This window comes from Kitasatospora albolonga (assembly GCF_039535905.1).
Lineage (GTDB): Bacteria > Actinomycetota > Actinomycetes > Streptomycetales > Streptomycetaceae > Kitasatospora > Kitasatospora albolonga.
The window spans coordinates 1-25,941 of record NZ_BAAAYB010000128.1; the positions used below are offsets into that span (position 1 = coordinate 1).

The window sequence follows — 25,941 nt, forward strand, 5'->3', positions numbered from 1 at the left end:
TGCGAGGAGGTAGCCCCCGCCGTGGCCCCGGTCGAGGATGGTCAGGCCCTCCACGTCGGCGGTCAGGTGCTTGCCGCCGTAGCCCGGGTCGGCACCCGGGACGCACTCCTCGTTCTCCGGGTCGTAGGTGGCGGGCACGCCGTACTCGCGGACCCGGTTCCATCAGTTCCGGCCGCCCGGAGAGGTCGGCGGGGTATGCGCCAGATCCCGACGTCCTCCTGCCCCGCGTACAGGGTGCCGCCCTCCGGATCGACCACCATGCCCTCCACCTGCGGGAGTTCGCCGGGTCTCGGCGCACGGGGCCCAGGTGCCGCCGTCGGGGAGGCGGAAGGAGGCTGGGTGAGGTCGACGGTGCGGACCTGACGGTTAGGTCACCGTGCCCGGCCGGGGTGGCGGTGAGCTCCAGCAGGGCGAGGCGGGTGCGGTGCCGCTGGCTGGCGATCGCGTTAGCTGCGCCCGGTGCGGCGGTCCGTCCAGGTGGCCAGGCCGTAGGCGGTGGCCTGCTCGTTGATCTCCGCCTGGTCCGCCTGAGAACACCGGGCTCACCCCGTGGTCGGTCACGTCGTGGTGAGCGGGCCGCCGGGCCGGTCCGTGGTCGATCCGGTAGACCCGCAACCGGTCGTTGCCTCGGTCCGTCACCACGGCCAGGTCGGCCTTGGCGCCGCCGATCCGGACGCCCTTCAGCAGGTCCACGTTGTTGAACCGCCCCGGCGCGTCCTCCTCCCCCGGCCCGGCCGGCGCCGCCAGCGCCTGCACCTGCCGCGCCTCCAGGTCGTAGACCCGCAGCCCGCCCTGCTTCGCCGTGGCGATCACCAGGCTCCGCCCCGGATCGGCGTCGTTGCGCCAGATCGCCGGGTCGTCGGCGTTGGCCTTCCCGCCCGCCTTGTCGTCGAAACAACGGAGCCGTCTCTCGCCCTCGGATGCACCTCCGGCAGCCGCGAGGCGGCCCCGGCGGGGAACGGGACGGAGAGGGCGAGGAGGGTACCGAGCACGAGGGAGGCGGCCCGCACGGCCTGACGATGTGGTCATGGGCCGCCACCCTGGCGCCCCGGTCGGCCGGCGGGCGAGCGTGCGGCCGACGTCCCGGTGAAGCTCTCGTGCACCCCTACGGCAGGATCGCGATCCGGCCGGTGGTGGTGCCGTCGGCGACGCGTTGGGACGGCGTCGGCCGCCGCGTCGAGCGGCAGGTCGTTCGCTGACCAGGGGGCGGATGACGGACTTGGCGGCTGAGGGCGGTGAGTTCGGTGTGGGTCCGCGTGGACGGCGGCGGGTCGTGGGTGGCGTAGATGGCCCCAGTGGAGGCCGAGCACCGAGTAGTTCTTGACCAGGGCGTGGTTGAGGGCGGCTGGTGGGGATGGTGCCGCTGGCGAAGCCGATGACGACGATGCGGCCCTCGAAGGCGATGCAGCGGTGGAGCCGTGTGTAGGCGTCGCCTGCCGACCGGGTCGAAGACCACGTCCCGCGCCCCGGCCGGCGGTGGCCTGCTGACCGCGGCGGTGAAGTCCTCGCGCGCCGGTCGATCACCATGTCGGCGCCACAACTCCCGTGCCACGGCTGCCTTCTCGGGGCCGCCGACGACCGCGATCACGGTGGCGCCCGCCGCCTTGCCGAGCTGGACGGCGGCGCTGCCGACGCACTCCGGCCGCGGCGTGCACCAGCAGCGTCTCGCCGGCCCGCAGCCCGGCCCGCCGGTTGCAGCGCGAACCAGGCGGTCTGGTAGGCGATGTGGAGCGCGGGCGGCCTCCGCGTCGTCCAGCGCCAGGCGGGGCCGCGAAGGCGCCCCAGGCGTCCATCAGGGCGTACTCGGCGAAGGCCCCGGCGGGCAGCAGCGGGGTGCCGATCACCGCTCCCCGGCTCCGCGCGCCTCCGACCACCTCGCCGCACAGCTCCACCCCCGGGCTCGTGAACGGCAGCGGCGGCCGCACCTGGTAGTGGCCCCGGACCATCAGCGCGTCCGGGAAGTTGACCGCACGGCGGCCCGCACCCGGACCAGCAACTGCCCGTCCCCCGCCTCGGGTCGATGGGTACCTCGGACCTGGACCGCATCACCGCCCCCGGCTCGCCCAGCTCCCCGACCTGCCACGCCCGCATCGTGCTCACGCCTCGTCCTCCAGCCGTTGCTGCATCCGGTTCATCGTGCCCAGCCAGCGGTCGGTGTGTCCCCGGCCCTGGCCAGGTCAGTACCGGGCCACCTCGGGGTGCGGAAGGATCAGGAACCGCTCCTCGGCGATCCCCCGCATCACCTCCTCGGCGACCACGGAGGGCTCCAACGCCTCGTCCGCCAGCAGCAGTTGACCGGCCCGTCGGTCTCCTCCAGCATCCTGGTCCGCACGCCCTGCGGGCAGACCGCGTGCACCCGCACGCCCCGGTGGCGGTAGGTGGCGGAGAGCCACTCGGCGAAGGCCAGCGCGCCGTGCTTGCTGACGGGTAGTACGGGGCGGAACGAGGCTGGTGAGCAGCCCGGCCGCGGAGACGTGGCGACGAAACGGCCCGCGCCGCGCTCCAGCCAGTCGGGGAGCAGGATGTTCGGCGGCCCGGACGTGCGCCAGCACGTTGACCTGCCAGGCGCTCTCCCAGGCGGCGGGCCCGGCGTCGGCGCCGCCCACCGGGGCGACGCCCGCGTTGGCGCAGTACACGTCGATGTGGCCGAGCTCCTTGCGGGCGGCACGCGATCAGCTCCTCGGGGCTGGGACGCGTCGCCCGGCACCGCGACGCCCCCGATCCGTCTCGGCGACGGCCGAAGCGGCCTCCGCACGTCGAGGTCGTTGACCACCACGCGGGCCCCGCCCGCCGCCCGCGAAGGCCTCGGCCATGGCGGCCCCGATGCCGTGCCCGGCGCCGGTGACCACCACGCCCAGCCTGCGGGTCACAGGCCGTCCGCCCAGGGTGATGCCGCCGTTCCACCACCAGGGTCTGGCCGGTGATCCAGGCGGCGTCCTCGGAGAGAGCAGGAAGGCGACCGCGCCTGGCCACGTCCTGCGGGACGCCGAGCCGCTTCATCGGGTTAGGCCGCGGCCACCTGCTCCTCGCGGCCCTCGTACAGGGCCTCGGCGAAGCGGGTCTTGACCACGGCGGGCGCGACGGCGTTGACCCGGATTCGACGGGCCGAGTTCGGCGCCGAGCTCGGTGTGACGCGCATCAGGGCGGCCTTCGAGACCCCGTACATGCCGATGCCGAGCGAGGCGCGGATGCCGGCGATGGGAGGCCACGTTTGACACACCGAGCCGCCGTGCTCGCCCATCCAGGCGTCGCGGGCGAGGCGGATCCAGGCCAGCGGGCGAGCACTGTTGACGCCGAGGATCTTGGCGGCGGCGGCCTGGTCGACGTCCAGCAGGGAGCGAACACCGGGTTGATGCCTGGTGTTGTTGTGACCAGGTGGTCGAGGCGGCCGAACTGCTCCTGTCGTGCGGGCCACCACCTCAGGCCTGGTGGGCCGTGGTCGTCGGACTTGCCGGCCACGGCGATCGCGTGGTCGGGGCCGCCCAGCTCACGGACCGCCTCGGCCAGCGTGCTCGGTGGTTGCGGGCGTGTGATGCAGACCCGGGCCCACGCGCTCCGACCCAGCTCGCGGGCGATGGCCGAGGCCGATGCCCCGGCTGGCTCCGGTGACACGGCCACCCGGTCCTTGAACGACGGCGCCTATGGCCGATTTCCTCTCCACTGGTGCGACGCGCAGGAGTGACTAAGCGCTTGCTTAGCATGTTGGCGACGGGTCACACTGTCAACCACTCCGACCCCGGGGCGGACCGCACCCGTCTGCGAGGATGGCCACCATGAACGACCAACGCGACCGCCGAACTCTGGCCCACCGGCAGTACGGGCGAGCGGACCGAGGCCGCCCGCCGGCTGCTGCTCGCGGCGGTCGAGTCCTTCGCCCGGCGCGGCTACCACGCCACCACCACCCGGGACATCGCCACCGCCGCCGGGATGAGCCCGGCGGCCCTCTACATCCACTACCCCTCCAAGTCGGCACTGCTCTCCGAGATCAGCCGCACCGGCCACCAGGCCACCCTGGACCTGGTCGAGCGGGCGGCCGCCGAGGGCAGCGGCCCGGTGGAGCAGATGCGGCAGCTGGTCGAGGACTTCACTCGCTGGCACGCCCGGGGCCACACGGTCGGACGGATCGTCAACCACGAGCTGCACGCGCTGCCGGAGGAGGAGTTCGAGGTGGTCGCCGCGCTGCGGCGGCAGATCGAGGAGACGGTGCGGCGGATCATCGAGGCCGGGGTGGCGGAAGGTTCCTTCCAGGTGCCGGACGTGCGGACGGCGGCCCGCGCGGTGACCTCGCTCGGCATCGACGTCTCGCGCTGGTACACCGAGCGGAGCAGCGAGACCCCGGAGGAGCTGGGCCGGCGGTACGGGGTGCTGGTGCTGCGGATGCTCGGGGCCGCGATCTGACGTCCCGCCGGAGCCGCTCCTTCCACCCTCCCTCGACTTAGGTTAGGCTCGCCTTACCTACCCAGGAGGACGGATGCCCGCCAGCCCTGCCCTGCCCAGCTCCGGAAGCCCCGCCACCGCGCCCACCCCGGCCGAACGCGCCCGCACCCTGCTGGAGTTCGCCTCCTCGGTGATCGTCGACGTGCCCGGCATGGACCTGGCCCAGCGCCCCGGCATCCCGCCCGCCGCCCGCTGCGCGGTGCTGGCGGACGGCTCGCTCGCCCTCCTGGTCGAACAGGACTCCCCGCTCTGCCGGATCGCCTCGGTCGCCCGGGGCGACGAACTCCCGGCCGTGGTCGAGGCGGTGGACGTGGCACCGGTCGCGATGCCGCACCGCATCCGCGGCCGCGCCACCGCGCACGGGCATCTGGACGTGCTCACCGCCGCCGCGCCCGAGGTGCTCGACGGCCTCTTCCCGCAGCGCCCCACCGGAGTCCGGTACGCCCTGCTCCGGCTCGCCCCCGACCACCTCTCGGTCGAGGACCTCTGGGGATCGGAGTGCTGCGTCCCGCTCGACGGGCTCGGCGCGGCCGCACCGGACCCGCTCGCCGCCGACGAGGCCGCCATGCTCCAGCACCTGGCCGCCGCCCACCCCGACCACCTCGCCCGGCTCGGCGCGCTGGCCCTCGACCACCCCGCCGGCCCGGCCGGCTGGACCGGGCACCCGGTCGGCCTCGACGTCCGCCCGGTCGCCCTGGACCGCTTCGGCCTCCGGGTCCGGATGATCGACGGTGCCCGCATCCTCGACGCCCGCTTCGAGTTCCACCGCCCGGTCACCGCCGCCGACCAGCTCCCCGAGGCCATGCACCGCCTCTTCCGCCCGGCCGGCTCCCACCGCGCGGACGCCTGACGATCTTTCTTCCACCAGAGGAAATTGTCGGACCGTCAGCTCGGTTGGCCACGGCATGACCGAGAAGCCGAAGCCCCGCACCCTGTCCGACGACGCCCTCTCCGAGCTGCTCTCCCGGCAGCAGTTCGGCACCCTCTCCACCGTGAAGCGCAGCGGCCACCCGCACCTGACCACCATGGTCTACAGCTGGGACCCGCAGGCCCGGATCATCCGCTTCTCCACCACCGCCGACCGGGTCAAGGTCGCCCACCTGCGCTCGAACCCCCGGGCCGCCGTGCACGTGACGGGCGGCGACGTCTGGTCCTTCGCGGTGGCCGAGGGCGAGGCCGAGGTCTCCGAGGTCTCCACCGAGCCGGGCGACGCGGTCGGCCGCGAGCTGCTCGCCATGATCCCGGCGGCCGCCCGCCCCGGCCCGGAGGACGAGGAGGCCTTCCTGGCCGAGCTGGTCGCCGAGCGCCGCCTGGTCATCCGCCTGAAGGTGAGCCGCCTCTACGGCACCGCGCTGGACGTCTAGGCCCCGCCGTCCACTGCCTCCAGGTCCTTCAACGTCGCTTCCAGCCAGACGAGTTCGGCCTCGGTGGTGGCGCGGGCGATCCGCAGCAGGCCGGCCCGGAACGGGTCGGTGAGCTCCTCCGCCCGGAGGGGGCGGGCACCCTCGTAGAAGAAGCTGGCCGGCTCGCCGAGGAAGGCGAGCCGGCGGCGGAGCACCGCCGCCTGCTCGGCCGGGCTCTCCAGGTGGCGCAGGAAGGCCAGCACGGTGAACCAGCGGTTCTCGTCGCTGATGTCCAACTCCTCCGGCTCGCTCAGCAGTTCGCGCAGTGCGCGCTGCCCGGCCGGCGTGAGGTGGAGGGTGTGCCGGGGCGCGGCCGCCGCACCCGGTTCGGTCTCGCGGCGCAGCAGGCCGTCGGCCTCCAGTCGCTTGATCGCCGGATAGAGGGTGCCGTCGCTGATCGGCCGGACGTGCCCGGTGAGCGCGGCCAGGTGGCGGCGCAGCTCGTAGCCGTGCAGCGGCCGGTCGCACAGGAACCCGAGGATGGCGAGCTTCAGCATGCGCCCATGCTGCCATGCCGCGCGCCCGGATATATCGCTTCCGTGATACCTCGGCACCGATGTATGGTCTGGGCCGTCCGCTCACCGCACCCGCGTCAGGAGCCCCGCCATGCGCCAAGCCCCCGTGACCCCGAACGGCGACCTGATCCGCTGGATCGAGCTGCCCGGCGCCGAGCCGGCCCGGCTCCACCTGCACGGCCTGGGCGCCAGCTCGCCCGTCTACTCCGCCGCGGCCGCCGCCCACCCGCTGCTGACGGGCCGTCGTTCCCTGCTGCTGGACCTGCTCGGCTTCGGCATCAGCGACCGGCCGGCCGACTTCCCGTACACCCTGGAGTCGCACGCCGACGCGGTGGCCACCGCCCTCACCGCCGCCGGGGTGGTGGGTGCCGAGGTGATCGCGCACAGCCTGGGCGGTGCGGTCGCCGTCCTGCTGGCGGCCCGTCACCCCCGCCTGGTCTCGAAGCTGGTGCTGGTCGACTCGGTCCTGGACCCGGCACCGACCGTGCCCGCTGCCGGGTCCACCGGCATCACCGAGTACACCGAGGAGGAGTTCCTCGCCGAAGGGTGGCACCGGACCGCCGAACGGGTCGGCCCCACCTGGTGGGCCACCATGCGCCTGGCCGGCCCCGTCGCCCTGCACCGCACCGCCGTCCACCGCGCCCGGGGCACCACCCCGCCCCTGCGCGAACAGCTGGCCGCCCTGACCGTCCCCCGCACCTACCTCCACCCCGAGGCCGACGGCGCCCCGGCCGGCGCGGCGGAACTGACCGCCACCGGCACCACCGTCCGGGCCGTCCCGGACTGCGGCCACACCATCATGTTCGACAACCCCGAGGGCTTCGCCCTCGCCGTCTCCGAAGCCCTGAACGGGAGTTGACGCGGGGTCGGGTAGCCGCCGGTCAGCTGCCGGCCGCGGCCTCCCGGGTCCAGTAGAGGGCGTTCGCCACGCTCCGGGCGCACTCCACCGCGTCCTGCGGCGAGTCCGCCCGGTAGGAGACCCGGCGGAGCGCGCCGACGGCGTCGATGCCGGACCCCTCCCGGGCGAGGACGAAGAGCAGGGCCAGGAAGCCCGCCCGGGCGTTGCCGTCGTCGAACGGGTGGAAGAAGGCCACGTCCAGGTAGGCCCGCGCGGCCCTGGTGGCCAACGGCAACCCGCCGGCGGCGCTCCCGGCCAGGCAGGCGTCCAGCCGCGCGCGGGTGTCCGGCCCGATGCCGTACCGCTCGCGGCCGTCCTTGGCGAAGGCCGCAAGGGTGCGGAACGGCGGCGGCCGCTCGACGCCCAGCACGTGCCGCTGCCACCTGCTCAGCAGCTCGAAGTCGAGCACCGCCCCGCGCGCGGCGTCGGCCCTGACCTGCTCCAGGGCGGCCAGCATCCCCTCCCCGCGCGCCCGGTCGATCGCCAGGTCGAAGGCGCGGACGTCCTCCGCCGCACCGTCCCGCGACGGCACCACGGGGCCGGGGCCCAGGTCTCCGACCTCGTGCCAGGGCACCTCCTCACGGACCGTCAGCCAGTCCCGGAGGTGGTCCCGCCCGGGCTCGGGGGTCCGCCGGGCGAGACCGGGCGTGAGCGCGCCCGCCAGCCGCTCCGCGACCTCGGCCGCCTCCTCGGGCTCCGGGGCGGTCCAGCTGTGGAAGCGGCCGCCGACGGCCTCGTTCACCAGTCGCACCGCCGTTCCGGAGGCCACGCCCCAACGGGCGAGGAACCAGCCGAGCACCAACTGACAGTGGCCGTACCACGCGCTGCCCGCCCCGGTGCGGTCGGCGACGCGCGCGATCAGCCGCCGGGAGGCGTCCTCCCAGAGGTCCCGCCGGTCCTCCACCTCGGCGAGCTCCAGTGGGTACGCGTCGAAGTGCGCCGCCAGCTCCTCCAGCCAGTCCCGCCACTCGCACAGGGCCTCCGTGACCTTCGCGAGGGTCTGCTCCGGGGTGCCGATCGAGTGCGGCGGACAGCACCAGCTCCCGACCGGTCCGCCGTCGACGTCCCCCTCGGCCCGGGCCCAGCGCCAGCCCAGCGCCCAGTCGCCGTAGTGCCGGGCGAGCGCGTGTGACATCGCGTCACCCCAGGAGTCCCCGCGCTCGCGGACCAGTGCCCGGTGCTCGGGCCCACCCGGGGCGTCCGGCATCCACGGCACCTGTCCGGCCGGGCCGAGCCCGCGCACCACCTCGGCCACGGTCGCGCGGTCGAAGGGCCGGCGGGCGGGGTCGACCTCGTCCCAGGTCAGCCGGTACGGGGAGAGTTCGAGGATCACCGGCCCAGCCTCGCCCGGACCGCGCCCCGGCTCAAGCGGATTTCCTCAGGCCGCCGGGGTGATGACGGAGAACAGGCCGCCCTCGCTGTCGCGCAGCCGGGCGGTGCGGCCGTAGGGGCTGTCGGCGGGGGCGTCGACCACGCTGCCGCCGAGGGCGGTGGCGCGGGTGGTGGCGGCGTCGGTGTCGGCGACGGAGAAGTAGACCTCCCAGTGCGAGCCGGTCAGTTCGCCGCGGCGCAGGGCGGCGACGCTGCGGCCGTCGGCGCGCAGCACGACGCGCTCGTGCTCGTAGCGGACCTCCAGGCGCGCGGGGTCGCGCTCGTCCCAGCGGAAGACCTCGCCGTAGAACAGGGCGGCCTGGAACGGGTCGCCGGTGCGCAGTTCGATCCAGACCGGGGCTCCGGGCGAGCGGACCCAGGTGGTGCAGCCGAGGTCGCCCTCCCAGAGGCCGAAGGCGGCACCGGTCAGGTCGGAGGCGAGGGCCATCCGCCCGGCGTCGAAGGGGAGCGGGCCGACCGCGACGGTGCCGCCGCGCTCGCGGATCCGGCCGGCGGTCTCGTCCGCGCTCTCGGTGCCGAAGTAGGTGGTCCAGGCGACGGGCGGCTGCCACTCCCCCTCGGTGGTGCCGAGCCCGGCCACCTCCACACCGTCCACCACCGCCCGGACGTACGGGCCGAAGCCGTGCCGCCCGTCCTCGAAGGACCAGCCGAGCAGCGGCCCGTAGAACTCCTGGGCCACCGTCAGGTCACGCGCCATCAGGCTGACCCAGCAGGGGGCGGCCGGGACGCAGCGCACGGTGGTGGTCTGCTCGCTCATGCGGAGCCCTTCCTTCCGGTCGTGGCGCTCCACAGCCTAGGGGGAGGGGGGCGACAGCGCCGGACGGGACGTGTGGTTCGACGCGCGGCGGGCAGTCCTCCGGGGTGTGATGGCGGGGTGTGGCGCAGCCGAGGAGAGGAGCGGGCGATGCGGATGGGCTACGTCGTGGTGGGGGCGGGTCTGGCCGGGGCGAAGGCGGTCGAGACCCTGCGGGCGGAGGGCTACGACGGCCCGGTGACGTTGATCGGCAGCGAGGAGGAGCGGCCGTACGAGCGGCCGCCGCTCTCCAAGGGCTACCTGATGGGCAAGACCGCCCGGGAGAAGATCTACGTCCATCCGGCGGAGTGGTACGCCGAGCAGGGGGTGGACCTGCGGCTCGGGGTGACCGCGACCGCGATCGACCCGGGCCAACGGACCGTCAGCCTGGACGACGGCGGGCTGGTCCCGTACACCCGGCTGCTGCTCACCACCGGCTCCTCGCCGCGACGGCTGACCGTGCCCGGCGCCGAGGGCGGGCAGGTGCACTACCTGCGCACCGTCGGGGACAGCGAGCGGATCAAGGCGGCGATCCGTCCGAAGGCCCGGATCGTGGTGATCGGCGCGGGCTGGATCGGCCTGGAGACCGCCTCGGCCGCCCGGGAGGCGGGGGCGGAGGTGACGGTGCTGGAGGCCGCCGAGCTCCCGCTGCTGCGGGTGCTGGGCCGGGAGGCGGCCGAGGTCTTCGCCGACCTGCACCGGGAGCACGGGGTGGACCTGCGCTTCGGCGTCCGGGTGACGGAGGTGACCGACGAGGGCGTGCGGCTGGAGGGCGGCGAACTGGTCCCGGCCGACGCGGTGGTGGTCGGCATCGGCATCGTCCCGAACACCGGGCTGGCCGAGGCCGCGGGGCTGCACGTGGACAACGGGATCCGCACCGACCAGCAGCTGACCACCTCGGCGCCGGACGTGTTCGCGGCGGGGGACGTGGCCAACGCCTACCACCCGCTCTTCGACCGGCCGGTCCGGGTCGAGCACTGGGCCAACGCGCTGCACCAGCCGAGGGTGGCCGCCCGGGCGATGCTCGGGCAGGAGGCGGTGCACGACCGGGTGCCGTACTTCTTCACCGACCAGTACGACCTGGGCATGGAGTACACCGGCTACGTGGAGCCGGGCGGCTTCGACCGGGTGGTCTTCCGGGGCGAGCGGCGCTCGCGCGAGTTCATCGCCTTCTGGCTCTCCGGCGGGCGGGTGCTCGCCGGGATGAACGTCAACGTCTGGGACGTCACCGACCCGATCCGCGACCTGGTCCGCTCCGGCCGCACGGTGGACCCGGACCAGCTCGCCGATCCGGCCGTCCCGCTGGACCGGATCGGCCGCTGACCCCGGCACGACCCCGGCCCCGGGCAGGCCCCGACCGGGCCCCGGCCAGGCCCCGCAGCCACCCCCTCGTTCCGGGAGGGGGTGGCTGTTGAACATGTTCAGAGTTGCCGTAGAGTCATCCGCGCAGCAGCTTTGAACACGTTCAACGAGAGGGGGCAGCTGCCGTGACCGCCCTGGTCAACCTCATCGTCATGCTCGGCATGCTGGCCGTCGTACCCCTGGGCCTCGGCCTGCTCGGCGGCCCCGGCAGTGCCGCCCTGGCCCGGCTCTGGCCCTTCGCCGCCCTGCCGGGAGCAGTCGCGCTCTGGCTCCCGCGCGGCACCACCGCCACCGCCCTGGCCTCGGTCTACGCCGCCGCCACCGTGGCGCTGGCCCTGCTGGCGCCCGCCCGGCTGGCCCGCCGCCGGTCCCTGGCCCCGGCCGAGCTCGCCGCGCTCACCGCCCTCGCCGCACCCTCGGTGGCCGGCCTCGCGCTGGTCGCCGAGCGCTCCGGCACCGAGCTCTTCGGCTTCGACCTGGACATCCTGGCGCTCACCGTGCCGCACTTCCACTTCGCCGGCTTCACCGCCGCCCTGGTGGCCGGGCTGGTCGGACGGACCGTCACCGACCGCCCCGGCCCTGCGGCGGCCGCGGCGCTGAGCGTGCCGCTCGGCACCCTGCTGGTGCTCGGCGGCTACTTCGTCGGGGACTGGGCCGAGCTGGTCGGCGCCGTGGTGCTGACCGTCGGCATGTGGCTGACCGGCCTGCTCACCTGGCGGGACGTCAGCCGACGCGCCCCCGACCGGCTCACCGCCCGGCTGCTGCTCGGCTCCGCCGCCGTCCTGGTGGTCACCATGCTGCTCGCCCTCTGGTGGGCGCTCGGCGAGGCCACCGGACTGATCCACCCCACCCTGACCTGGATGGCCGCCACCCACGGCCTCGGCAACGCGCTCGGCTTCGCGCTCTGCTCGCTGCTGGCCTGGCGCAGACTCGAGGAGCTCGCGCGATGAACCACCGCACGGACCAGCACGGCACGGACCAGTACGGCACGGACCACCGCCGCACGGACCACCGCCGCACCACCGCCTTCAGCTACCCCGAGGTCGGCGCCACCCGGACGCCCGACCGCCTCCCGGCCGGCTACCGCCACCTGCGCCACCGCGTCCTGATCGGGTACGGCCGGGAGACGCTGGAGGCCGCCGGGGAGACGGTGACCAGCTGGCGGATGCACCGCGGGATGGGCACCAAGGTCCACGCCGAGGCCGAGCGGACCGACCCGGGCGTGCGGGCCTCGCTCGGCCTCGGGTTCGGGCCGCTCACCGTCTCGGCCCCCGCCGAGGTGGTCTGGTCGGTCCGCGAACCCGACCGCATCGGCTTCGCCTACGGCACCCTGACGGGCCATCCGGCCAGCGGGGAGGAGTCCTTCGTGGTCGAGATGGGCGAGGACGGGGCCGTCCGGCTCACCGTGACCGCCTTCAGCCGCCCCGACCGCTGGTACACCCGCCTCGGCGGACCGCTGCTCGGACTGCTCCAGGGCCTGTACGTGCGGGGCTGCGGCCGGGTGGTGCGGCGGGCCGCGACCGCCGCCACCCGCCGGCCGGCCTTCAACTACCCCGACGTCGGCGCCCTCGCCGCCTCCGACCGGCTGCCCGCCGGGTACCGCCACCTGCGCCACCGGGAGGTGATCGGGTACGGCCGGGACGTGCTGGAGGCCGCCGGGGAGACCGTCACCAGCTGGCGGATGCACCGGGGCGCGGGGATCGGCGTCGCCCCCGGGACGCCGCCGGCCGAGGCCGGGGTGCGGGTGGTCTGCCGGATCGGGCTCGGGCCGCTCGCGGTGACCGCACCGGCCGAGGTGCTCTGGTCGGTCGACGGACCCGACCGGATCGGCTTCGCCTACGGCACCCTGACGGGCCATCCGGAGGCCGGCGAGGAGTCCTTCGTGGTCGAGCTCGGTCCGGACGGCGCGGTCCGGATGACCGTCACCGCCTTCAGCCGCCCCGGCCGCTGGTACACCCGTCTCGGCGGACCGCTGGTGCCGCTGCTCCAGCAGCTGGCCGCCCGCCGCTACGCCCGGGCCGTCCGGCGCAGCGTGGACCCGGCCGCCTGACGCGGCGTCGGGCTCCTACAGACCGGAGGCGCCGCGCAGCACCAGGCCGAGGCCGACGGCCAGCACCACCAGGGCGGTGAGCAGGCCGCCGAAGCGGGCGTACCGGCCGAGCGCCGGGACGTACCGGGCGGTGAACGAGGCGACCCGGGTCGAGCCGCCCGAGAGGAGCAGTCCGGCGGCGGCCAGCGCGATCGCCATGCCGAGGCCGTACCCGAGCACCAGCAGCACGCCGAAGGAGGTGCGGCCGAGCGCCACCGCTCCGAGCAGGATCACCAGGGCGGAGGGGCTGGGCACCAGCCCGCCCGCCAGGCCGACACCGATCAGCGAGGGGAGGCGGAGCCTCCCGATCCGGTGGCCGTGGCCGTGCTCGTGTCCGTGCCCGTCGTGGTCGCGGTGGTCCGGTGCGCGCCCGTGCTCATGCCCGTGGCCGTCCTCCGCCCCGCTGTCACGGCCGGCGTCCGCGGCCTTCTCCGCCACGAGGGCGGAGCGGCCGCGGCTGAGGGTGCGGACGGCGGGCAGCGCGCGGACGGCCGAGACCAGCAGGGCGGCACCGATGAGGGTGACCAGGGCACCGCCGGCCAGTCCGAGGCCGCTCAGCAGACGCTCGCCCACCAGGGTGGTCGACGCGGTCAGCAGCAGGCCGACCACCAGCACCCCCGCCGTGTGGGTGGCCGTCACCGTCGCCCCCCACCGCCAGGGCGGACCGCAGGCCGCCCCGCCGGGGCCGCCCCGAGGTGCGGGCCAGACAGGCGGCGACCGCGAGTTTGGCGTGGCCGGGGAGGGCGGCGTGCCCGGCGCCCAGCAGCAGGGCGAGGGCGGTGGCCGCCAGACCGACGGGGACGGTCAGGTCGCGGGTGGTGGTGAGGGCGGCAAGGTGCCGCTCCACCCCGTCCAGCGGTGGCAGGCCGACGGCCCCGGCCGGGACGGCCCGCCGTTCGGCGGAGCGGTGGGCCCCCGGGACGGACCGCCGCCCGGCCGGAGCCCCGTCGGGCGCGGGCGCCGACCCGTCCGCGGGTGGCGCCGCTGACGCACCGTCGGCCGGATCCCCTGACGCACCGTCGCCCGCCGACCCGCCGATCGCCGGCGGCGGCGGCAGTGCGGCTGACGCACCGTCGGCCGCGAGCTCGACGGCAACCACCGACAGCGGCTGCTCGACGGAGTCGGCCGGGTAGCTGCGCAGGCCGTCGGTGGCGCTCCGCCGGGGCACGCTGCCCTCGCGGAGTTCGACGCCCTCGCCGACCGCCGTGATCTCCTTCCAGCCCGGGCGGGCGCCGTCCGCCCCGGAGTGGAAGGCCACCCGGACCGGGCGGGTGAGGTCGGCGTCGGCCGAGAGTTCGCAGCTCAGCCGCGCGGTCGGCAGACCGGCGGCGCCCGGCCCGTACGCCAGGCTGCTCGCCTCCACCCGCCAGGACGCCTCGCGCCCGCCGATGTCCGCCCGGACCGCGCCCGCGAGTTCGGCGCACCGCTGCCCGGCGCGGTCGGCCGCCTCGGCCGCGTCCACCGCACCGTCGTGGTCCCGGTCGGCGGCGGTCCGGTCCTGGGCGGTGGGGATCTCGGCGGTGTCGAGCACCAGGCTGTCCTGGATCCGGTCGGGCCGCAGTCGCAGGCCGTCGTAGCGGTTGACGCTGAAGTTGCCCAGCGGGTGCGCCACCGCCGTTACCGGGAGCACCACCCCCGGCAGCAGTACCGTCAGGATCAGCCCGGCCGCCCGGCTACGGCGATCCCGAGTACTGTGCCCCGCAAGGCCGTTGACTCCGTTCATCGCTCCCCCTCGGCGAGCAGGCGGCGGGCCAGGTCCGCGTGGTAGGCGGAGAACCGCGGGGTTGCGCTCCAGCGCGGTGCGCAGGGTCTCCTTGCCCTCCGGCAGGCCGAGGGCGAGTTCGATCACGCCCCCGGTGGTAGGCCGCGAGCACCGGCTCGTCCCCCGACTCGGCTGCGGACCGGGCGTGTTGGAGGGCACCGCGGTCGTCCCCGGTCCGGTGCAGCGCCCAGGCCAGCTCGGCCGCGACGGGGGCGCTGCGGCGCCGTTCCCACTCCTCGGTGAGCTGCCGCACGGCCTCGCCGGCGTCACCGTGGTCGGCCAGGTAGCGCGCCAGGTGCAGGTCCGCCGGACCGACCGCCAGCCGGGCCTCCGCCGCGAGGGCGGCCAACGGGCCTTCGGCGTCGGCCCGGTGGCCGGTGGCGAGGGCGAGTTCGGCCTGCTCCAGCAGGAACTGCGGGAGCGGTGTCCGCGCGGTCAGTTCGGCCAGCCGCCGCGCCGCCTCCTCCGTCCGCCCCTGGGCGCAGCGGTCCTGGCCAGCCCGAAGGCGGCGGCCGCGTCATCGGTGCGGGCGGCCAGGGCCTCCCGGTAGCGGCCGTCCGCCTCCGTCAACCGGCCGTCCTCCCAGGCGAGATCACCCAGCCGACGGGCGCAGAAGGCCCGTTCCCCGGCCGGCCCGGCCGCCTCCAGGGCCCGTTCCAGCGCGAGCTGCGCCTCGGCCCGGCGGCCGTGCGCCTGCAGGTCCTGGGCGGCCCGGACCAGGGCGGCGGCGGTCGGGGCCAGGTCCAGCAGGCGCTGGGTGGCGGCGGTGGCGGCCGGGTAGTCGCCGAGTTCGAGCTCCGCGTCGGCCAGCACCGCGTACGCGGCCGCCCGCTCGGGTGCCATCGCGGTGGCCCGCAGCCCGTGCTCCCGGGCGGCCCCGAACTCGTGCCGGGCGTTGGCGAGTGCGCCGGAGCCGACCACGGCGGCGTAGTTGGCCTCCGGCTTCAGCTCCAGCGATCGGGCCAGGGCCCGTTCGGCCAGGTCGAGCCCGCCGGCGTCCAGGGAGGTCCGGGCCTGCTCCACGGCCGCGAGCCCGACCTCGGCCCAGGCCGCCGCGTCCTCGGGGCGCCGCCTGGCGTCCTCCCGGGCGGCGGCCAGGCGGTCGGGCGGCGGCGGTACGGGCACCGCCACCGGGCCGACCACACCGATCGGCCGGACCGCGCGCTCGGGCGAGAACGCCACCAGCCCCGCCGCGCAGGCCAGGACGAGCAGCCCGCCGCCCAGCCACTGACGGCCCGTCACGGGCCCGCGTGCGGGAGGTTGACGTACGGGAAGACGTCCGAGGCCGGTGCGGGCTGGACGTCGAAGCTCGGCGGCGGCAGCAGGTGGGCGGCGGAGCGCTCGGAGGGCTCGCCCTCCAGCATCCGCAGCAGCGGGACGTCGATGACGTCGTTGAACCGGCGGCCGTTGGGGTAGCCCTGGCGGTCGCCGGCGAGCACGCCGTAGGGGTGCGGTTCGGCGCTGGCCGGGGTGGTGAGGTTGAGCCGGAGCTCCTCGGCGTGGGTGATCGCGGCCGGGTCGGCGTCGGCGTTCAGGGCGTGGGTGTTGAGGTCGAAGCCGAAGCGGGAGCCGTTGGCCGCGCCGATGCCGCTGAGGAAGAGCGCCCTGATGTCCTCGCGCGGGGTGGCCGGGGCGGCGAAGCCCTGGGCCGCCTCGATCCGCCGGGGCGGTGCCGGGTCGAGCGTGGCGGCGACGAACTCGGCGTCCTGGTGGTCGAGTTCGGCCGGACGGGCGTTGAAGCGGTCCTCCGGCCCGCCGGGAGCGGCGTTGAAGGCGGCGCTGCCCCAGAGCGCGAAGCAGACGTGCGGCATGCCGAGCCGGCCGATCTGCCGGTAGCTCGCCGCCTGGGTGCGCAGGTCGCGGGAGAGGTCGGCCCCCTCCCGGGAGACGGTGGCCCAGACGCCGATCACCGGATTGCGCACCGGGTCGCCGTTCAGGGCGAGTTCGCGCTTGGGCAGCTGGAGGATCAGCGAGCCGACGTTGAGCGCGGAGAGCGGCCCGGCGGCGGGCAGGGCGCCGGGGACCGGCCCCACCGTGCCCAGCACGAACAGTCCGAAGACCCGGGTGTCCGCGATGAACGGCTCGGCGATCTGGCCGGCCAGCGTCCGGCCGCCGCCCGGCAGTGCGCGGGTGGCCTCGGTACGCAGTGCCCGGTAGTCGGGCATCAGCGCCAGGCCGGTGTGGGTGGGCGCCGCGATCGCGTCGGAGAGGAGCAGCTCGGCGGGGCGGCCGGGGCGGATCCGTTCCAGCGTGTAGCGCTGGCGGAAGAGCAGCGAGGAGTCGGTGAGCGAGCGCACCGGGGAGAGCGCGATCGGCCCGCTGCCGAAGAGCCGGCGGTCCTCGTTCCGGAAGGTCCACCGGTAGGTCAGGTCCGGGCGGCCGTCGCCGGTCCGGTCCACGTGCACCTCGTACCGGGCCCGGGTGGCGAATGGGTAGTTGAGCAGGGACGACCCGGGCAGCTGGGCCGGCTGGACGTCGACGGCGATGGTGACCGTCGAGTGGTCGTCCGGGCTGGTGAAGGCGAACACGTCGGTGACATTGGCCTGCGGGTCGGCCGTCACGGCGGGCGCGTCGACGTGCCCGCCCGCCAGGCTGCGGCCGAGCAGCGGCCCGCCGAGTGCGGCCGCGGTCAACGTGGCGGCGGCGGCGCCGAGGAAGGTCCGCCGACCGGGGCGGGGACCGTCAGGTCCGGGCACAGTGGCTCCCAGGGGTCCGGGTACGGGAAACGGGGGCGAGCCCAACCAGCCTGGCTTCAGCCGCCGTTGGGCGCGTGAAGGGCGACCGTGGACGGGTCCCGTCCGGCGGCCACGGCCAACCTAGGCGCCCCGTGGATCTTCACGCAGCCGTCGCCCCCCGAAAGAGTCACGCGATTCCCCCGGCCGGATCAATTTCCGGACCGGACCGCACCCGGGAGAGTCATCCGCATGCGGATGGACCGGCCGGGCCGGGGTAGCGTCCGGAGCCGATCCGCCGTGCGGGTCCGTTCCGCCGTGCGGTGCCATCCGCCCGCCGCCGCAAGCGAGTTGGGCCGTCCCATGACTGGGGATCCGATATGAAAGTACGTCAACTCCTCTCCGTGCTCTTCGCCGTTCTGATGTGCTGGACGGTCGCTCCCGGAGCCGCCCGGGCCGCCGGGATGCCGTCCGGCCCGTACGTCTCGCCCTGGGGCGAGGCCCAGGTCGAGTGGGCACCGGGGTTCAAGGCCGCCCTGGCCGAGCAGGAGGTGGCGATCACCCCGATCGCCCCCGTGCACGCGCTGCCCGGGGACAGCGGCATCAAGAGCGACATCGGCTGGACCTCCGGCGACCACATCGACCTGGAGGAGTTCGGCCGGGTCTACTACCCGGGCGGAGTGAACCTCAGCTCCCCTCGGTCCGGGGGCAGTTGGACCATGGACGAGTTCTACCTGCGGTTCGCGCCGACCCGGGGCCTCTCCTCCTACCTGGAGGTGAACGGCGTCAAGTCCGAGACCGAGCAGCTGTTCTGTTCCTACACCCTGCGGGACGCCTTCGGCCCGGGCTGGGGCCTGGCCCCGGGCGGGATCCGTACCGCCCGGGTGCCGCTGACCCTCACCGAGGTCGGCGCCGGGACGCTGAACGAGGCGCTCGGCACCTCCTTCGAGGCCGGCGACGCCTTCGGCACCCTCTCCGGCACCTTCCGCTACCTGCCCTGACACCCGATCGGATCCCGGACAGTGAACCTCTTCCGAAAACTCGCCACCGCCGCCCTGGCCCTGGCCCTTCCGCTCGTCCCGGCCGCCGCGCGCGCGTCGGTGCCCGTGCACCAGGACGCCGGGAGCCAACCCCCGCAGCTGCGGGCCGTCGGCCCGTACATCTCGCCCTGGGGCAGCGCCCACCTCCGAGTGAGCGAGGCCGCCAAGACGTGGCTGACCGGCGCCGGGGTCAAGCTGGGCGCCATCGCGCCCTTCGTGCTCGACCCGGACGGCTTCGGCTTCGACATGCCGATCGGCTCCACCGCCGGGGACCACCTGGACGAGAAGGGCCGGATCTTCTACCCGGGCGGGATCACCCTCACCCAGGAGAGCAGCGGCCACGTGGTCGCACTGCTCCCGACCTGGATCCGGGTGATGCCGCAGCCGGGCTACTCGGCCGGGGTGCTGGCGGACGGCAGGCCGGTGCTGGAGGAGGTGATGGTCGCCTACACCACCCCGGCCGAGGTCATCGCGGGCGGCCGCCCGACCCTGACCGGCTTCAAGCTGGAGCAGGTGCCGTTCCACTTCTCCAAGGACGCCGCCGGGCTGGCCGCGACGTACTTCGGCAGCGGACCGGAGCCGGACTCGCTGTTCGGCGTGCTGACCCCACGCTTCGACTACGTGCCGACCAGGTAGACCGAGCGGCGGAATAGCCCGGGGCGAGGGCCTGTTGAGGGCGGTGCGGGACGCGACCACGAGAGAGGCAGGAGCAGAACATGAGCACCGTCGAACTGACCACCGAGAACTTCGACGAGGTGGTACAGGGCCCGGACGGGAAGGCCTTCGTCTTCATCGACTTCTGGGCGGGCTGGTGCGGCCCCTGCCTGCGCTTCGCGCCGGTCTTCGAGAAGGCCGCCGAGCGCCACTCCGACCTGGTCTTCGCCAAGGTGGACACCGAGGCGCAGCAGGAGCTCGCGGCCGCGTTCGAGATCCGGTCGATCCCGACCCTGGCGATCATCCGCGAAGGCGTGATGATCTTCTCCCAGGCCGGCGCCCTGCCCGAGCAGGCCTTCGAGGAGCTGATCGGCAAGGCCCGCGAGCTGGACATGGACGAGGTCCGCGCCAAGATCGCGGCCGAGCAGGCCGCCGCGCAGGCCTGACACCAGGCTTCCGGCCCCGCCCGCGGGGCCGGAGGGCGCACCGGTCGTGACCGGTGGGCGGGAGCATGGGCGGGCCCGGGGACGAGACCGGGCCCGCCCACCGTCATGTCCGGGGCCCACGCCCTCGGCCGCACCCGGGCCCGGGGCCCTGAGCGGCGCCTCAGAGCCGGGCGGCCAGGCCGTCCAGCAGCAGCCGCAGCGCGAGCTCGAAGCCCCGGTCGTCCAGTCCGCTCCCCCGGGCCGCCGAGGCGGTGAGCGCCTCGGCCAGTGACGGGTAGCCGGGCCGGTAGTCCTCCACCGGGCGGGCGAAGCCGGCCGTGAAGGTCTCCAGTGCGGAGCCGAGCACCAGGTAGTCCAGTGCGGCGGCCGCCTCGGCGGCGTCGGCGGGCTCGAAGCCGGCCCGGCCCAGGCAGGACAGCAGGCTCTCGTAGCCGAGGAGTTGGCGCTCGGCGCCGACCCTGCGCCGGGCCAGCAGGGCGATGGTGTGCGGGTGGCGCAGGAAGGCCGCCCGGTAACCGCGGGCGTACTCGGCCACCCCGGCCTTCCAGTCCGGCCCGGCGAGCGGCCCGAGGTCGATCTCGGCGTTGACCAACTCGGCCAGTCCGTCGACCAGTTCGTCCTTGCCGGCGACGTGGTTGTAGAGCGAGGCCGCCTTGACGCCGAGCCGCTCGGCCAGCGCCCGCATGGTGAGGCCGTCCGCCCCGCCCTCGTCCACCACCGCCAGCGCGGCGGCCGCGATGGCCTCCCGGCTCAGCAGCGCCCTGTTCGGTCGGCCCACGCCCGCCCCGCCCTTCCACCTCGTCCGACCGGCCACGTTACAGCCTGGTCTCACCCCTTCCCTCCCTCGCGGCGGGCGGCTACGGTCACGGACTAACAAAGTTAGTTTTACGAGGGCGAGGCGGTTCCCGATGACCGATGACATCCCCGGCACGGACAGCGAGAGGCTGGCCGCGCTCGGCTACCGCCAGGAGCTGCGCCGCAGCCTGGGCATGCTGGGCAACGTGGCGATGGGCTTCGCCGTGGTCTCCCCGGTGGTGGGCCTGTACGCGGTGGCCCAGGTGGGCATGAGCCTGCGCGGCGGGGCCTGGGTCTGGGCCCTGCCGGTCTGCCTGATCGGGCAGCTGCTGGTGGTGGGCGTCTACTCCGAGCTGGCCTCGCAGTGGCCGCTGGCCGGCGGGGCCTACCAGTGGGCCCGCCGGCTGGCCTCGCCCGGCTTCGCCTGGCTGAGCGGCTGGCTCTGGCAGTTCGCGGTGATGTTCGCCAACACCACCGTGGCCTACCTGGCCGCGCCCTGGTTCTTCGCGCTCTTCGACGCGGTGCCCACCCCTCCCCAACTCGTGCTCACCGCGGCCGCGTTCACCGTGGCCTGCCTGCTGGTCAACGCCTACGGGATCAACCTGCTGCGCTGGTTCGTCAGCGCCGGGATCGCGGCCGAGACGGTGGCCTCGGTGCTGGTCGGGCTGGCCCTGCTGCTGTTCTTCCGCGAGCACGGCTTCGCCCTGCTGACCGACGACCTCGGCGCCTCGGTGACCACCGGCACCGGCGGCCTGGCCGGCCTGCTGGCCGTGGTGGCGGTCGGCGGCTGGGCCTTCATCGGCTTCGACGCCTGCGTCTCCACCGCCGAGGAGACCAAGGACGCGGCCCGCCAGGTGCCGCGCGCGATGCGCTGGGCCCTGCTGAGCGTGGGCGCCGTGGTGATCCTGAACGCCGTCTCGGTGGCGCTCGCCCACCCCGACCCGGCCCGGGTGGTACGGGGCGAGGACCTCGACCCGGTCACCACCGCCGTGGTGACCGGCTTCGGCGGCTGGGCCGCCAAGCCCTTCGTGCTGGTGGTGCTGGTCAGCTTCGCCGCCTGCCTGATGGCCTCCCAGGGCGGAGCCGCCCGCGGCCTGTACTCGCTGGCCCGGGACGGGGTCTTCCCGTTCTCCCGGCGGATCCGCACGGTGAACCGCCACCAGGCCCCGATCGGCGGCCTGGTCGCGGCCACCCTGGTGAGCGCCGCCGCGCTGCCGCTCGGCCTGGAGTCCACCGCGATCGGCAGCCTGATCACCTTCGGCACCGCAGCCACCTTCCTGCCGTTCTTCCTGCTCTGCCTGACCGCCCTCACCGCCCGCCTGCGCGGCACCTGGCGCCCGGCCGGGGCCTTCTCACTCGGCCGCTGGGGCACCCCGGTCAACCTGCTGGCGGTGCTGTGGACCGGCTTCGAGGTGGTCAACATCTGCTGGCCCCGCACGGTGCTGGCCCCGGCCGGCGCCCCCTGGTACCAGGTCTGGGCCGCCCTGCTCGGCGTCGGCCTGGTCACCCTGGCCGGGGTCGGCTACCTGCTGGTGCGCCGGCCGCAGCGCCTGATGAGCGTTCAACTCACCGCCGCCGAGGGCGAACTCACGGCCTCCGCAGCACGATGACGCCGTCCTCCTCGGCCACCGTCAGGTAGCCGGCGGCCCGGTACGCCGCCAGCCGCTCCAGGGTGCGGGCCTCGGGGCAGGGGCTCTGCACCGTCGGGTCCGTGCGGTCGATCACGACCCACCGGGGCGGGTCGGCCGCCTCCGGGCCGCCCTGGCAGGCCAGACTGACGGTGGCCCGGGAGACCAGCAGCGGGCTCAACCGGTTGCTGGCCGCCACCGTCGCGCCGTCCGGCACCTGGGCCAGCAGCCGGTGCGCGGTCCGGACGTGCGCGTTCGGCGTCCAGCCGCCGGGCAGGACCAGATCGCGCAGCGGGTAGACCACCGCCCCGACCACGGCGAACGCGGCCACCCAGCCCAGCACCAACCGCCGCGCCCGGCCCCGCCGCCACCCGCCGGCCTGCCCGAGGCGGTGGACCAAGGCGCCGAACAGCACCGGCATCAGCACCGCGCTGTAGTGGTACGAGGGTTCCCAGTAGTGCTCGTTGGCCCCCAGCAGCCGCCAGCCCAGGGTGGGCGCGGCCAGCAGCACCAGCGGCGAGCGCACCGCGACGAAGGCGACCGGGGCGGCCAGCATGAAGAGCAGCAGCCACTTCACCGGCGGCCAGAACAGCAGGAACGGCGAGAGGCCGGTCAAGCCCTCGGCTCCGGGCACCTGGTTCCAGTAGTCGAAGACGCCGTTCGTGTTGGCCATCGGCAGCAGCACCAGCGTCTCCAGCACGGTGGCCGCCGGGCCGAGCACCAACAGGGCCAGACCGCCCCGGCGCACGGCGCGGCGGTCCCCGCGCCACAGCAGGTAGCCCCCGACCGCGCCGACGGTCAGCCCGAGGTCCTCCTTGACCAGCACCAGCGGCAGCGCCCAGAGCACCGCCGCTCGCCACCGCCGGGCCGCCAGCGCCTCGACCGTGAAGGCCAACAGCGGTACCGCGAAGGCGATTTCGTGGAAGTCGAAGGCCACCGCCGAGACCATGCCCCACGAACTCCCGAAGGCCAGACCGATCAGCAGGCCGGCCCGGCGGCCGGCCGCCCGGCACGCCCAGCGGGTGAGCGGCAGGCAGGCCAGCGCCATCAGCACCGCCTGGGCCAGCAGCAGGGTGATCGGGCCGGGGGCCAGCCGGTAGGCGGGCGCCAGCGCGGCCAGCACCGGGTGGAAGTGGTCGCCCAGCAGGTTGTAGCCGGGGCCCTTGAGCTCGACCAGCGGCGCCCGGCCCTGAGCGTAGGCGCTCACCGCCTGCTCGAAGATCCCCAGGTCGAAGGCCGAGCTGAGCATCCGGCGGTGCCGGGTGATCGAGAGCAGCGCGTACACCACGGCGAACAGGCAGGTGACGGCGAGCGCCACCGCGTTCGGGCCGGGCACCGTACGGCGCCGCTCCTCGGGCTTCGGGGGCGCGGTCCGGCCGGACCGGCGCTCCAGCAGGGTGAGGTTCATCTGATCACCATTCCACTAGTTAACTAGTGGAATGGTGATCACGGCGCGTCCAGGCCTGTCAAGAGCGGCACTTGACGCCTGCCCCCACGACTGGGCAGGATTTCCCTAGATAACTAGTGGAATGAAGGTCAGCACGTGGTCGAGTACCTCATCGACCGGCACAGCGGTCTCTCCCCGTATCTCCAGATCGTGGAGCAGACCAAGCGCGCCCTGAGACTGGGCGTGCTCCGCCCCGGTGACCAACTCCCCACCGCCCGCGAGGTGGTGGAGGCGACGGCGATCAACCCCAACACCGTGCTCAAGGCCTACCGCGAGCTGGAGCGGGAGGGTCTGGTCGACAGCCGGCGAGGGGTCGGCACCTTCGTCCGGCGCTCGCTGGCCAAGCCCGAGACGGTCGCCGCCTCCGCACTGCACGAGGAGCTGGCCGACTGGGTGCGCCGGGCCCGGGAGGCCGGGCTGGACCGGGAGGACGTCGAGGCCGTCGTCACCACCGCACTGGACACCGGCTTCGCCGGCCCCGACCCCGGCCCCGCCGCGCCGACCGGCAGCTGACCGAACAGATCCCCACCGACCACCGCCCCCACCGACCACCAGCGCACGCGCCAGCACGGCCGAGGAGCCCGGGTGAACCACCCCAGCGAAGTCCAACTCCCGCAGGAAATACCGGCGTTGAGGACAAGCGGACTCGGGCTGAGATACCGCCGCGGCTGGGCCCTTCGGGACTGCGAGCTGACCCTCCCGGCCGGCCGGATCAGCGCCCTGGTCGGCCCGAACGGCGCCGGCAAGTCCACCCTGATGGCGCTGGCCGCCGGACTGCTCGCCCCCACCACCGGCACCGTCGAGGTCTTCGGCCACGCACCGGGCACGGCGGAGGGCCGCCGCCGGTTCGCCCTGCTGGCCCAGGACAGACCGCTCTACCCGCGGCTGTCCGTCGCCGACACCCTCCGGATGGGGCGCGAGCTCAACCCCTCCTGGGACCAGAAGGCCGCCGAACTGGTCCTGGAGCAGGGCGACTTGGCACCCAACACCCGGGTCGGCTCGCTCTCCGGCGGCCAGCGCACCCGGGTCGCCCTGGCCCTGGCCCTCGGCAAGCGGCCCGACCTGCTGCTGCTGGACGAACCCCTGGCCGACGTCGACCCGGTGGCCCGGCACGAGCTGACCGGCCTGCTGCTGGCCCAGGCCGTCGAGCACGGCACCACCGTGCTGATCTCCTCGCACGTGCTGGCCGAACTGGACGGCGTCTGCGACCACGTGCTGCTGCTGCGCGACGGCAGCGTCCGGCTGGCCGGGGAGGTGGACGAGCTGCTCGCCGCCCACCGCAAGGTGGTCGGCGCCCACGAGGGCGAGGGCACTCCGCCCGCCCTCGCCCCCCACCACCTCGTCGAACTCCGCCGGACGGGCCGTCAGGCCACCGCGATGATCCGCCCCACCGGCCCGGTCGACCCGGACTGGGACCTGGGCGAGCCCACCCTGGAGGAACTCCTGCTGGCCCACCTGCGCGCCCCCGGCACCGCCGCGCCGACCGTCCGCGAGGAGGTGACGGTCCGTTGAGCACCGCCGTCCTCCCCCGTCCCTCGCTGCGCGGCACCGCCTGGCTGAGCCTGCGTCAGGAGCGGACCACCCTGCTGGCCGCCGGCGGCATCCTGCTCGCCTTCAGCACCTGGGTACTCCTGTTCGGCTGGCGGATCAGCGCCTGGATCGACTCCAACGGGCTCCGGAACTGCAACGACGTCTACTACCCACCGGAGTGCTCGGACGTCTCCGACCTGCGGCGCGCCATCCCGGAGTGGTGGCCGCCGGCCGTCTCCGGCACCGGCTGGGTGCTGTTCCTGCTCCCGTTCGCCCTCGGGCTGTTCGCCGGGGCGCCGCTGCTGGCCCGCGAGTTCGAGTCCGGCACCCACCGACTGGCCTGGACCCAGTCGGTCTCCCGCTCCCGCTGGCTGGCCGGGCGGCTGGCCGCCCCGTTCGCCCTGACACTGGTCGGATCGGCCGTGCTGGCGGGTGTCGCCAGCTGGTGGAGGACGGTGGTCGAGGGCCGCTTCGGGGTGCCCGGGTACTACCACTGGTTCGGCTGGATGGCCCGCTCCACCGAGGGCCCGTCCACGATCGCCTTCTGCCTGGTCGGGCTGGCGGTCGGCGTCACGGCCGGCCTGCTGGTGCGCCGGGTGGTGGCGGCGATGGCGGTCACCGCCGTGCTCACCGCCGGCCTGCGGCTGGCTGTGGACGACCTGCGCGACGTGTTCACCCCCGCCGTCGAGGTGGAGGCTCCGGTGCGGCTCGCGCTGATGCCGCAGAACGCCGACATCCGGGACCTGGTCACCGGGTACGGCTTCCCCGCCGAGTCCCCGCTGAACTCCGAGATCCTGGCGACCGGCTACCGCACCTCGGACGGGATCACCATCGCCGGCCAGGGCAACTGGCCGCCCTACGCCCTGCCGGACGGCAGCCTGCTCTGCCAGGACTCCGGCTGCGAGCCCCACGTGGCCACCGTCGACCGGGCCTTCGTGCTGTTCCACCCGCCGGCCCACGAGTGGCCGATGCTCTGGACCCAGACCGGGATCTGCCTGGCCGTCACCGCACTGCTGCTCGGCCTCTGCTTCCTCCGGGTGCGCCGGATGCACTGAGCGCGGCGCGGAACGTCAGGGGG

24 protein-coding genes and 3 pseudogenes are annotated in these 25,941 nt (G+C 74.9%); 14 read left to right on the forward strand and 13 right to left on the reverse strand.

The annotated features are described in order from the left end of the window. Positions 1-366: 366 nt before the first annotated feature. The 4 genes and pseudogenes from ABD946_RS43080 to ABD946_RS31420 form a co-directional block, all read right to left on the reverse strand. Positions 367-1,029, reverse strand: a complete 663-nt coding sequence (locus ABD946_RS43080) for a phytase (RefSeq protein WP_425558747.1) — start codon at positions 1,027-1,029, stop codon at positions 367-369. 76 nt (positions 1,030-1,105) lie between these two features. Beyond that, positions 1,106-2,091 (reverse strand): annotated as a pseudogene (locus tag ABD946_RS43085) (NADPH:quinone oxidoreductase family protein). Between the two features lie 5 nt (positions 2,092-2,096). Beyond that, positions 2,097-2,813: pseudogene (locus ABD946_RS31415) on the reverse strand (SDR family NAD(P)-dependent oxidoreductase). Positions 2,814-3,004: 191 nt separating this feature from the next. Then, positions 3,005-3,415 carry an SDR family oxidoreductase gene (locus ABD946_RS31420; RefSeq protein ID WP_345288988.1) on the reverse strand — a complete coding sequence of 137 codons (411 nt, stop codon included), beginning with the start codon at positions 3,413-3,415 and terminating at the stop codon, positions 3,005-3,007. Positions 3,416-3,849: 434 nt separating this feature from the next. Between ABD946_RS31420 and ABD946_RS31425 the strand changes: the two genes are divergently transcribed. The 3 genes from ABD946_RS31425 to ABD946_RS31435 all read left to right on the forward strand — a co-directional run bounded on the left by ABD946_RS31425 (position 3,850) and on the right by ABD946_RS31435 (position 5,801). Beyond that, positions 3,850-4,398 carry a TetR/AcrR family transcriptional regulator gene (locus tag ABD946_RS31425; RefSeq protein ID WP_345289025.1) on the forward strand — a complete coding sequence of 183 codons (549 nt, stop codon included), beginning with the start codon at positions 3,850-3,852 and terminating at the stop codon, positions 4,396-4,398. 73 nt (positions 4,399-4,471) lie between these two features. Beyond that, on the forward strand, positions 4,472-5,287 hold the full coding sequence (locus ABD946_RS31430; RefSeq protein WP_345288989.1) for a hypothetical protein: 816 nt from the start codon (positions 4,472-4,474) through the stop codon (positions 5,285-5,287). 55 nt (positions 5,288-5,342) lie between these two features. Next, complete coding sequence (locus ABD946_RS31435; RefSeq protein ID WP_345288990.1) at positions 5,343-5,801, forward strand: TIGR03618 family F420-dependent PPOX class oxidoreductase; 459 nt, start codon at positions 5,343-5,345, stop codon at positions 5,799-5,801. Here ABD946_RS31435 and ABD946_RS31440 read toward each other — a convergent pair. After that, positions 5,798-6,337, reverse strand: coding sequence for a PadR family transcriptional regulator (locus ABD946_RS31440; RefSeq protein WP_345288992.1), 540 nt, complete (start codon positions 6,335-6,337; stop codon positions 5,798-5,800). The genes ABD946_RS31435 and ABD946_RS31440 overlap by 4 nt on opposite strands. Positions 6,338-6,446: 109 nt before the next feature. On the opposite strand from ABD946_RS31440, the gene ABD946_RS31445 reads away from it, so the two are divergent. After that, complete coding sequence (locus ABD946_RS31445) at positions 6,447-7,214, forward strand: alpha/beta fold hydrolase (RefSeq protein ID WP_345288993.1); 768 nt, start codon at positions 6,447-6,449, stop codon at positions 7,212-7,214. A gap of 22 nt (positions 7,215-7,236) precedes the next feature. Here ABD946_RS31445 and ABD946_RS31450 read toward each other — a convergent pair whose 3' ends face one another. Next, positions 7,237-8,586 (reverse strand): Fic family protein, encoded by a 1,350-nt coding sequence (locus ABD946_RS31450; protein ID WP_345288994.1) that lies wholly within the window; start codon positions 8,584-8,586, stop codon positions 7,237-7,239. 45 nt (positions 8,587-8,631) lie between these two features. Then, the gene (locus ABD946_RS31455) at positions 8,632-9,402 is read right to left on the reverse strand and encodes a VOC family protein (protein WP_345288995.1); all 771 of its coding nucleotides are present in this window, start codon (positions 9,400-9,402) and stop codon (positions 8,632-8,634) included. 147 nt (positions 9,403-9,549) lie between these two features. On the opposite strand from ABD946_RS31455, the gene ABD946_RS31460 reads away from it, so the two are divergent. The 3 genes from ABD946_RS31460 to ABD946_RS31470 all read left to right on the forward strand — a co-directional run bounded on the left by ABD946_RS31460 (position 9,550) and on the right by ABD946_RS31470 (position 12,850). Further along, positions 9,550-10,761 (forward strand): NAD(P)/FAD-dependent oxidoreductase, encoded by a 1,212-nt coding sequence (locus tag ABD946_RS31460; RefSeq protein ID WP_345288996.1) that lies wholly within the window; start codon positions 9,550-9,552, stop codon positions 10,759-10,761. Positions 10,762-10,925: 164 nt separating this feature from the next. Beyond that, complete coding sequence (locus tag ABD946_RS31465) at positions 10,926-11,750, forward strand: YndJ family protein (RefSeq protein WP_345288997.1); 825 nt, start codon at positions 10,926-10,928, stop codon at positions 11,748-11,750. Then, complete coding sequence (locus tag ABD946_RS31470) at positions 11,747-12,850, forward strand: DUF1990 domain-containing protein (protein WP_345288998.1); 1,104 nt, start codon at positions 11,747-11,749, stop codon at positions 12,848-12,850. Before ABD946_RS31465 ends, ABD946_RS31470 begins: the two co-directional genes overlap by 4 nt. A gap of 15 nt (positions 12,851-12,865) precedes the next feature. Here ABD946_RS31470 and ABD946_RS31475 read toward each other — a convergent pair whose 3' ends face one another. The 4 genes from ABD946_RS31475 to ABD946_RS31490 all read right to left on the reverse strand — a co-directional run bounded on the left by ABD946_RS31475 (position 12,866) and on the right by ABD946_RS31490 (position 17,347). Beyond that, positions 12,866-13,327 carry a hypothetical protein gene (locus ABD946_RS31475; protein WP_345288999.1) on the reverse strand — a complete coding sequence of 154 codons (462 nt, stop codon included), beginning with the start codon at positions 13,325-13,327 and terminating at the stop codon, positions 12,866-12,868. After that, positions 13,296-14,738: a hypothetical protein gene (locus ABD946_RS31480; RefSeq protein ID WP_345289000.1), complete on the reverse strand. Its 1,443-nt coding sequence runs from the start codon at positions 14,736-14,738 to the stop codon at positions 13,296-13,298. The genes ABD946_RS31475 and ABD946_RS31480 overlap by 32 nt, the downstream gene beginning before the upstream one ends. A gap of 348 nt (positions 14,739-15,086) precedes the next feature. Further along, positions 15,087-15,893, reverse strand: a complete 807-nt coding sequence (locus tag ABD946_RS31485) for a tetratricopeptide repeat protein (RefSeq protein WP_345289001.1) — start codon at positions 15,891-15,893, stop codon at positions 15,087-15,089. Beyond that, positions 15,890-17,347, reverse strand: a complete 1,458-nt coding sequence (locus ABD946_RS31490) for a DUF4331 domain-containing protein (RefSeq protein WP_345289002.1) — start codon at positions 17,345-17,347, stop codon at positions 15,890-15,892. The genes ABD946_RS31485 and ABD946_RS31490 overlap by 4 nt, the downstream gene beginning before the upstream one ends. Positions 17,348-17,703: 356 nt before the next feature. On the opposite strand from ABD946_RS31490, the gene ABD946_RS31495 reads away from it, so the two are divergent. From ABD946_RS31495 to ABD946_RS31505, 3 genes and pseudogenes are all read left to right on the forward strand, one after another. Beyond that, positions 17,704-18,324 (forward strand): hypothetical protein, encoded by a 621-nt coding sequence (locus ABD946_RS31495; RefSeq protein ID WP_345289003.1) that lies wholly within the window; start codon positions 17,704-17,706, stop codon positions 18,322-18,324. Between the two features lie 21 nt (positions 18,325-18,345). Further along, the gene (locus ABD946_RS31500; RefSeq protein ID WP_345289004.1) at positions 18,346-18,999 is read left to right on the forward strand and encodes a hypothetical protein; all 654 of its coding nucleotides are present in this window, start codon (positions 18,346-18,348) and stop codon (positions 18,997-18,999) included. Positions 19,000-19,070: 71 nt separating this feature from the next. Continuing rightward, positions 19,071-19,463 (forward strand): annotated as a pseudogene (locus ABD946_RS31505) (thioredoxin family protein); the annotation flags it as partial. Between the two features lie 160 nt (positions 19,464-19,623). Here ABD946_RS31505 and ABD946_RS31510 read toward each other — a convergent pair. Next, positions 19,624-20,241 (reverse strand): TetR/AcrR family transcriptional regulator C-terminal domain-containing protein, encoded by a 618-nt coding sequence (locus tag ABD946_RS31510; RefSeq protein ID WP_345289005.1) that lies wholly within the window; start codon positions 20,239-20,241, stop codon positions 19,624-19,626. A gap of 130 nt (positions 20,242-20,371) precedes the next feature. On the opposite strand from ABD946_RS31510, the gene ABD946_RS31515 reads away from it, so the two are divergent. Next, positions 20,372-21,868 (forward strand): APC family permease, encoded by a 1,497-nt coding sequence (locus ABD946_RS31515; protein ID WP_345289006.1) that lies wholly within the window; start codon positions 20,372-20,374, stop codon positions 21,866-21,868. Here the strand turns inward: ABD946_RS31515 and ABD946_RS31520 are convergent. Next, a complete protein-coding gene (locus tag ABD946_RS31520) occupies positions 21,846-23,294 on the reverse strand; it encodes a DUF2079 domain-containing protein (protein ID WP_345289007.1) in 1,449 nt (482 codons plus the stop codon). The two genes, ABD946_RS31515 and ABD946_RS31520, sit on opposite strands and share 23 nt — an antisense overlap. A gap of 135 nt (positions 23,295-23,429) precedes the next feature. Between ABD946_RS31520 and ABD946_RS31525 the strand changes: the two genes are divergently transcribed. The 3 genes from ABD946_RS31525 (at position 23,430) to ABD946_RS31535 (ending at position 25,918) form a co-directional block, all read left to right on the forward strand. After that, positions 23,430-23,846: a GntR family transcriptional regulator gene (locus ABD946_RS31525; RefSeq protein ID WP_345289008.1), complete on the forward strand. Its 417-nt coding sequence runs from the start codon at positions 23,430-23,432 to the stop codon at positions 23,844-23,846. 72 nt (positions 23,847-23,918) lie between these two features. Then, positions 23,919-24,845, forward strand: coding sequence for an ATP-binding cassette domain-containing protein (locus ABD946_RS31530; protein ID WP_345289009.1), 927 nt, complete (start codon positions 23,919-23,921; stop codon positions 24,843-24,845). Next, positions 24,842-25,918 (forward strand): hypothetical protein, encoded by a 1,077-nt coding sequence (locus tag ABD946_RS31535; protein WP_345289010.1) that lies wholly within the window; start codon positions 24,842-24,844, stop codon positions 25,916-25,918. Before ABD946_RS31530 ends, ABD946_RS31535 begins: the two co-directional genes overlap by 4 nt. Positions 25,919-25,941 lie beyond the last annotated feature (23 nt).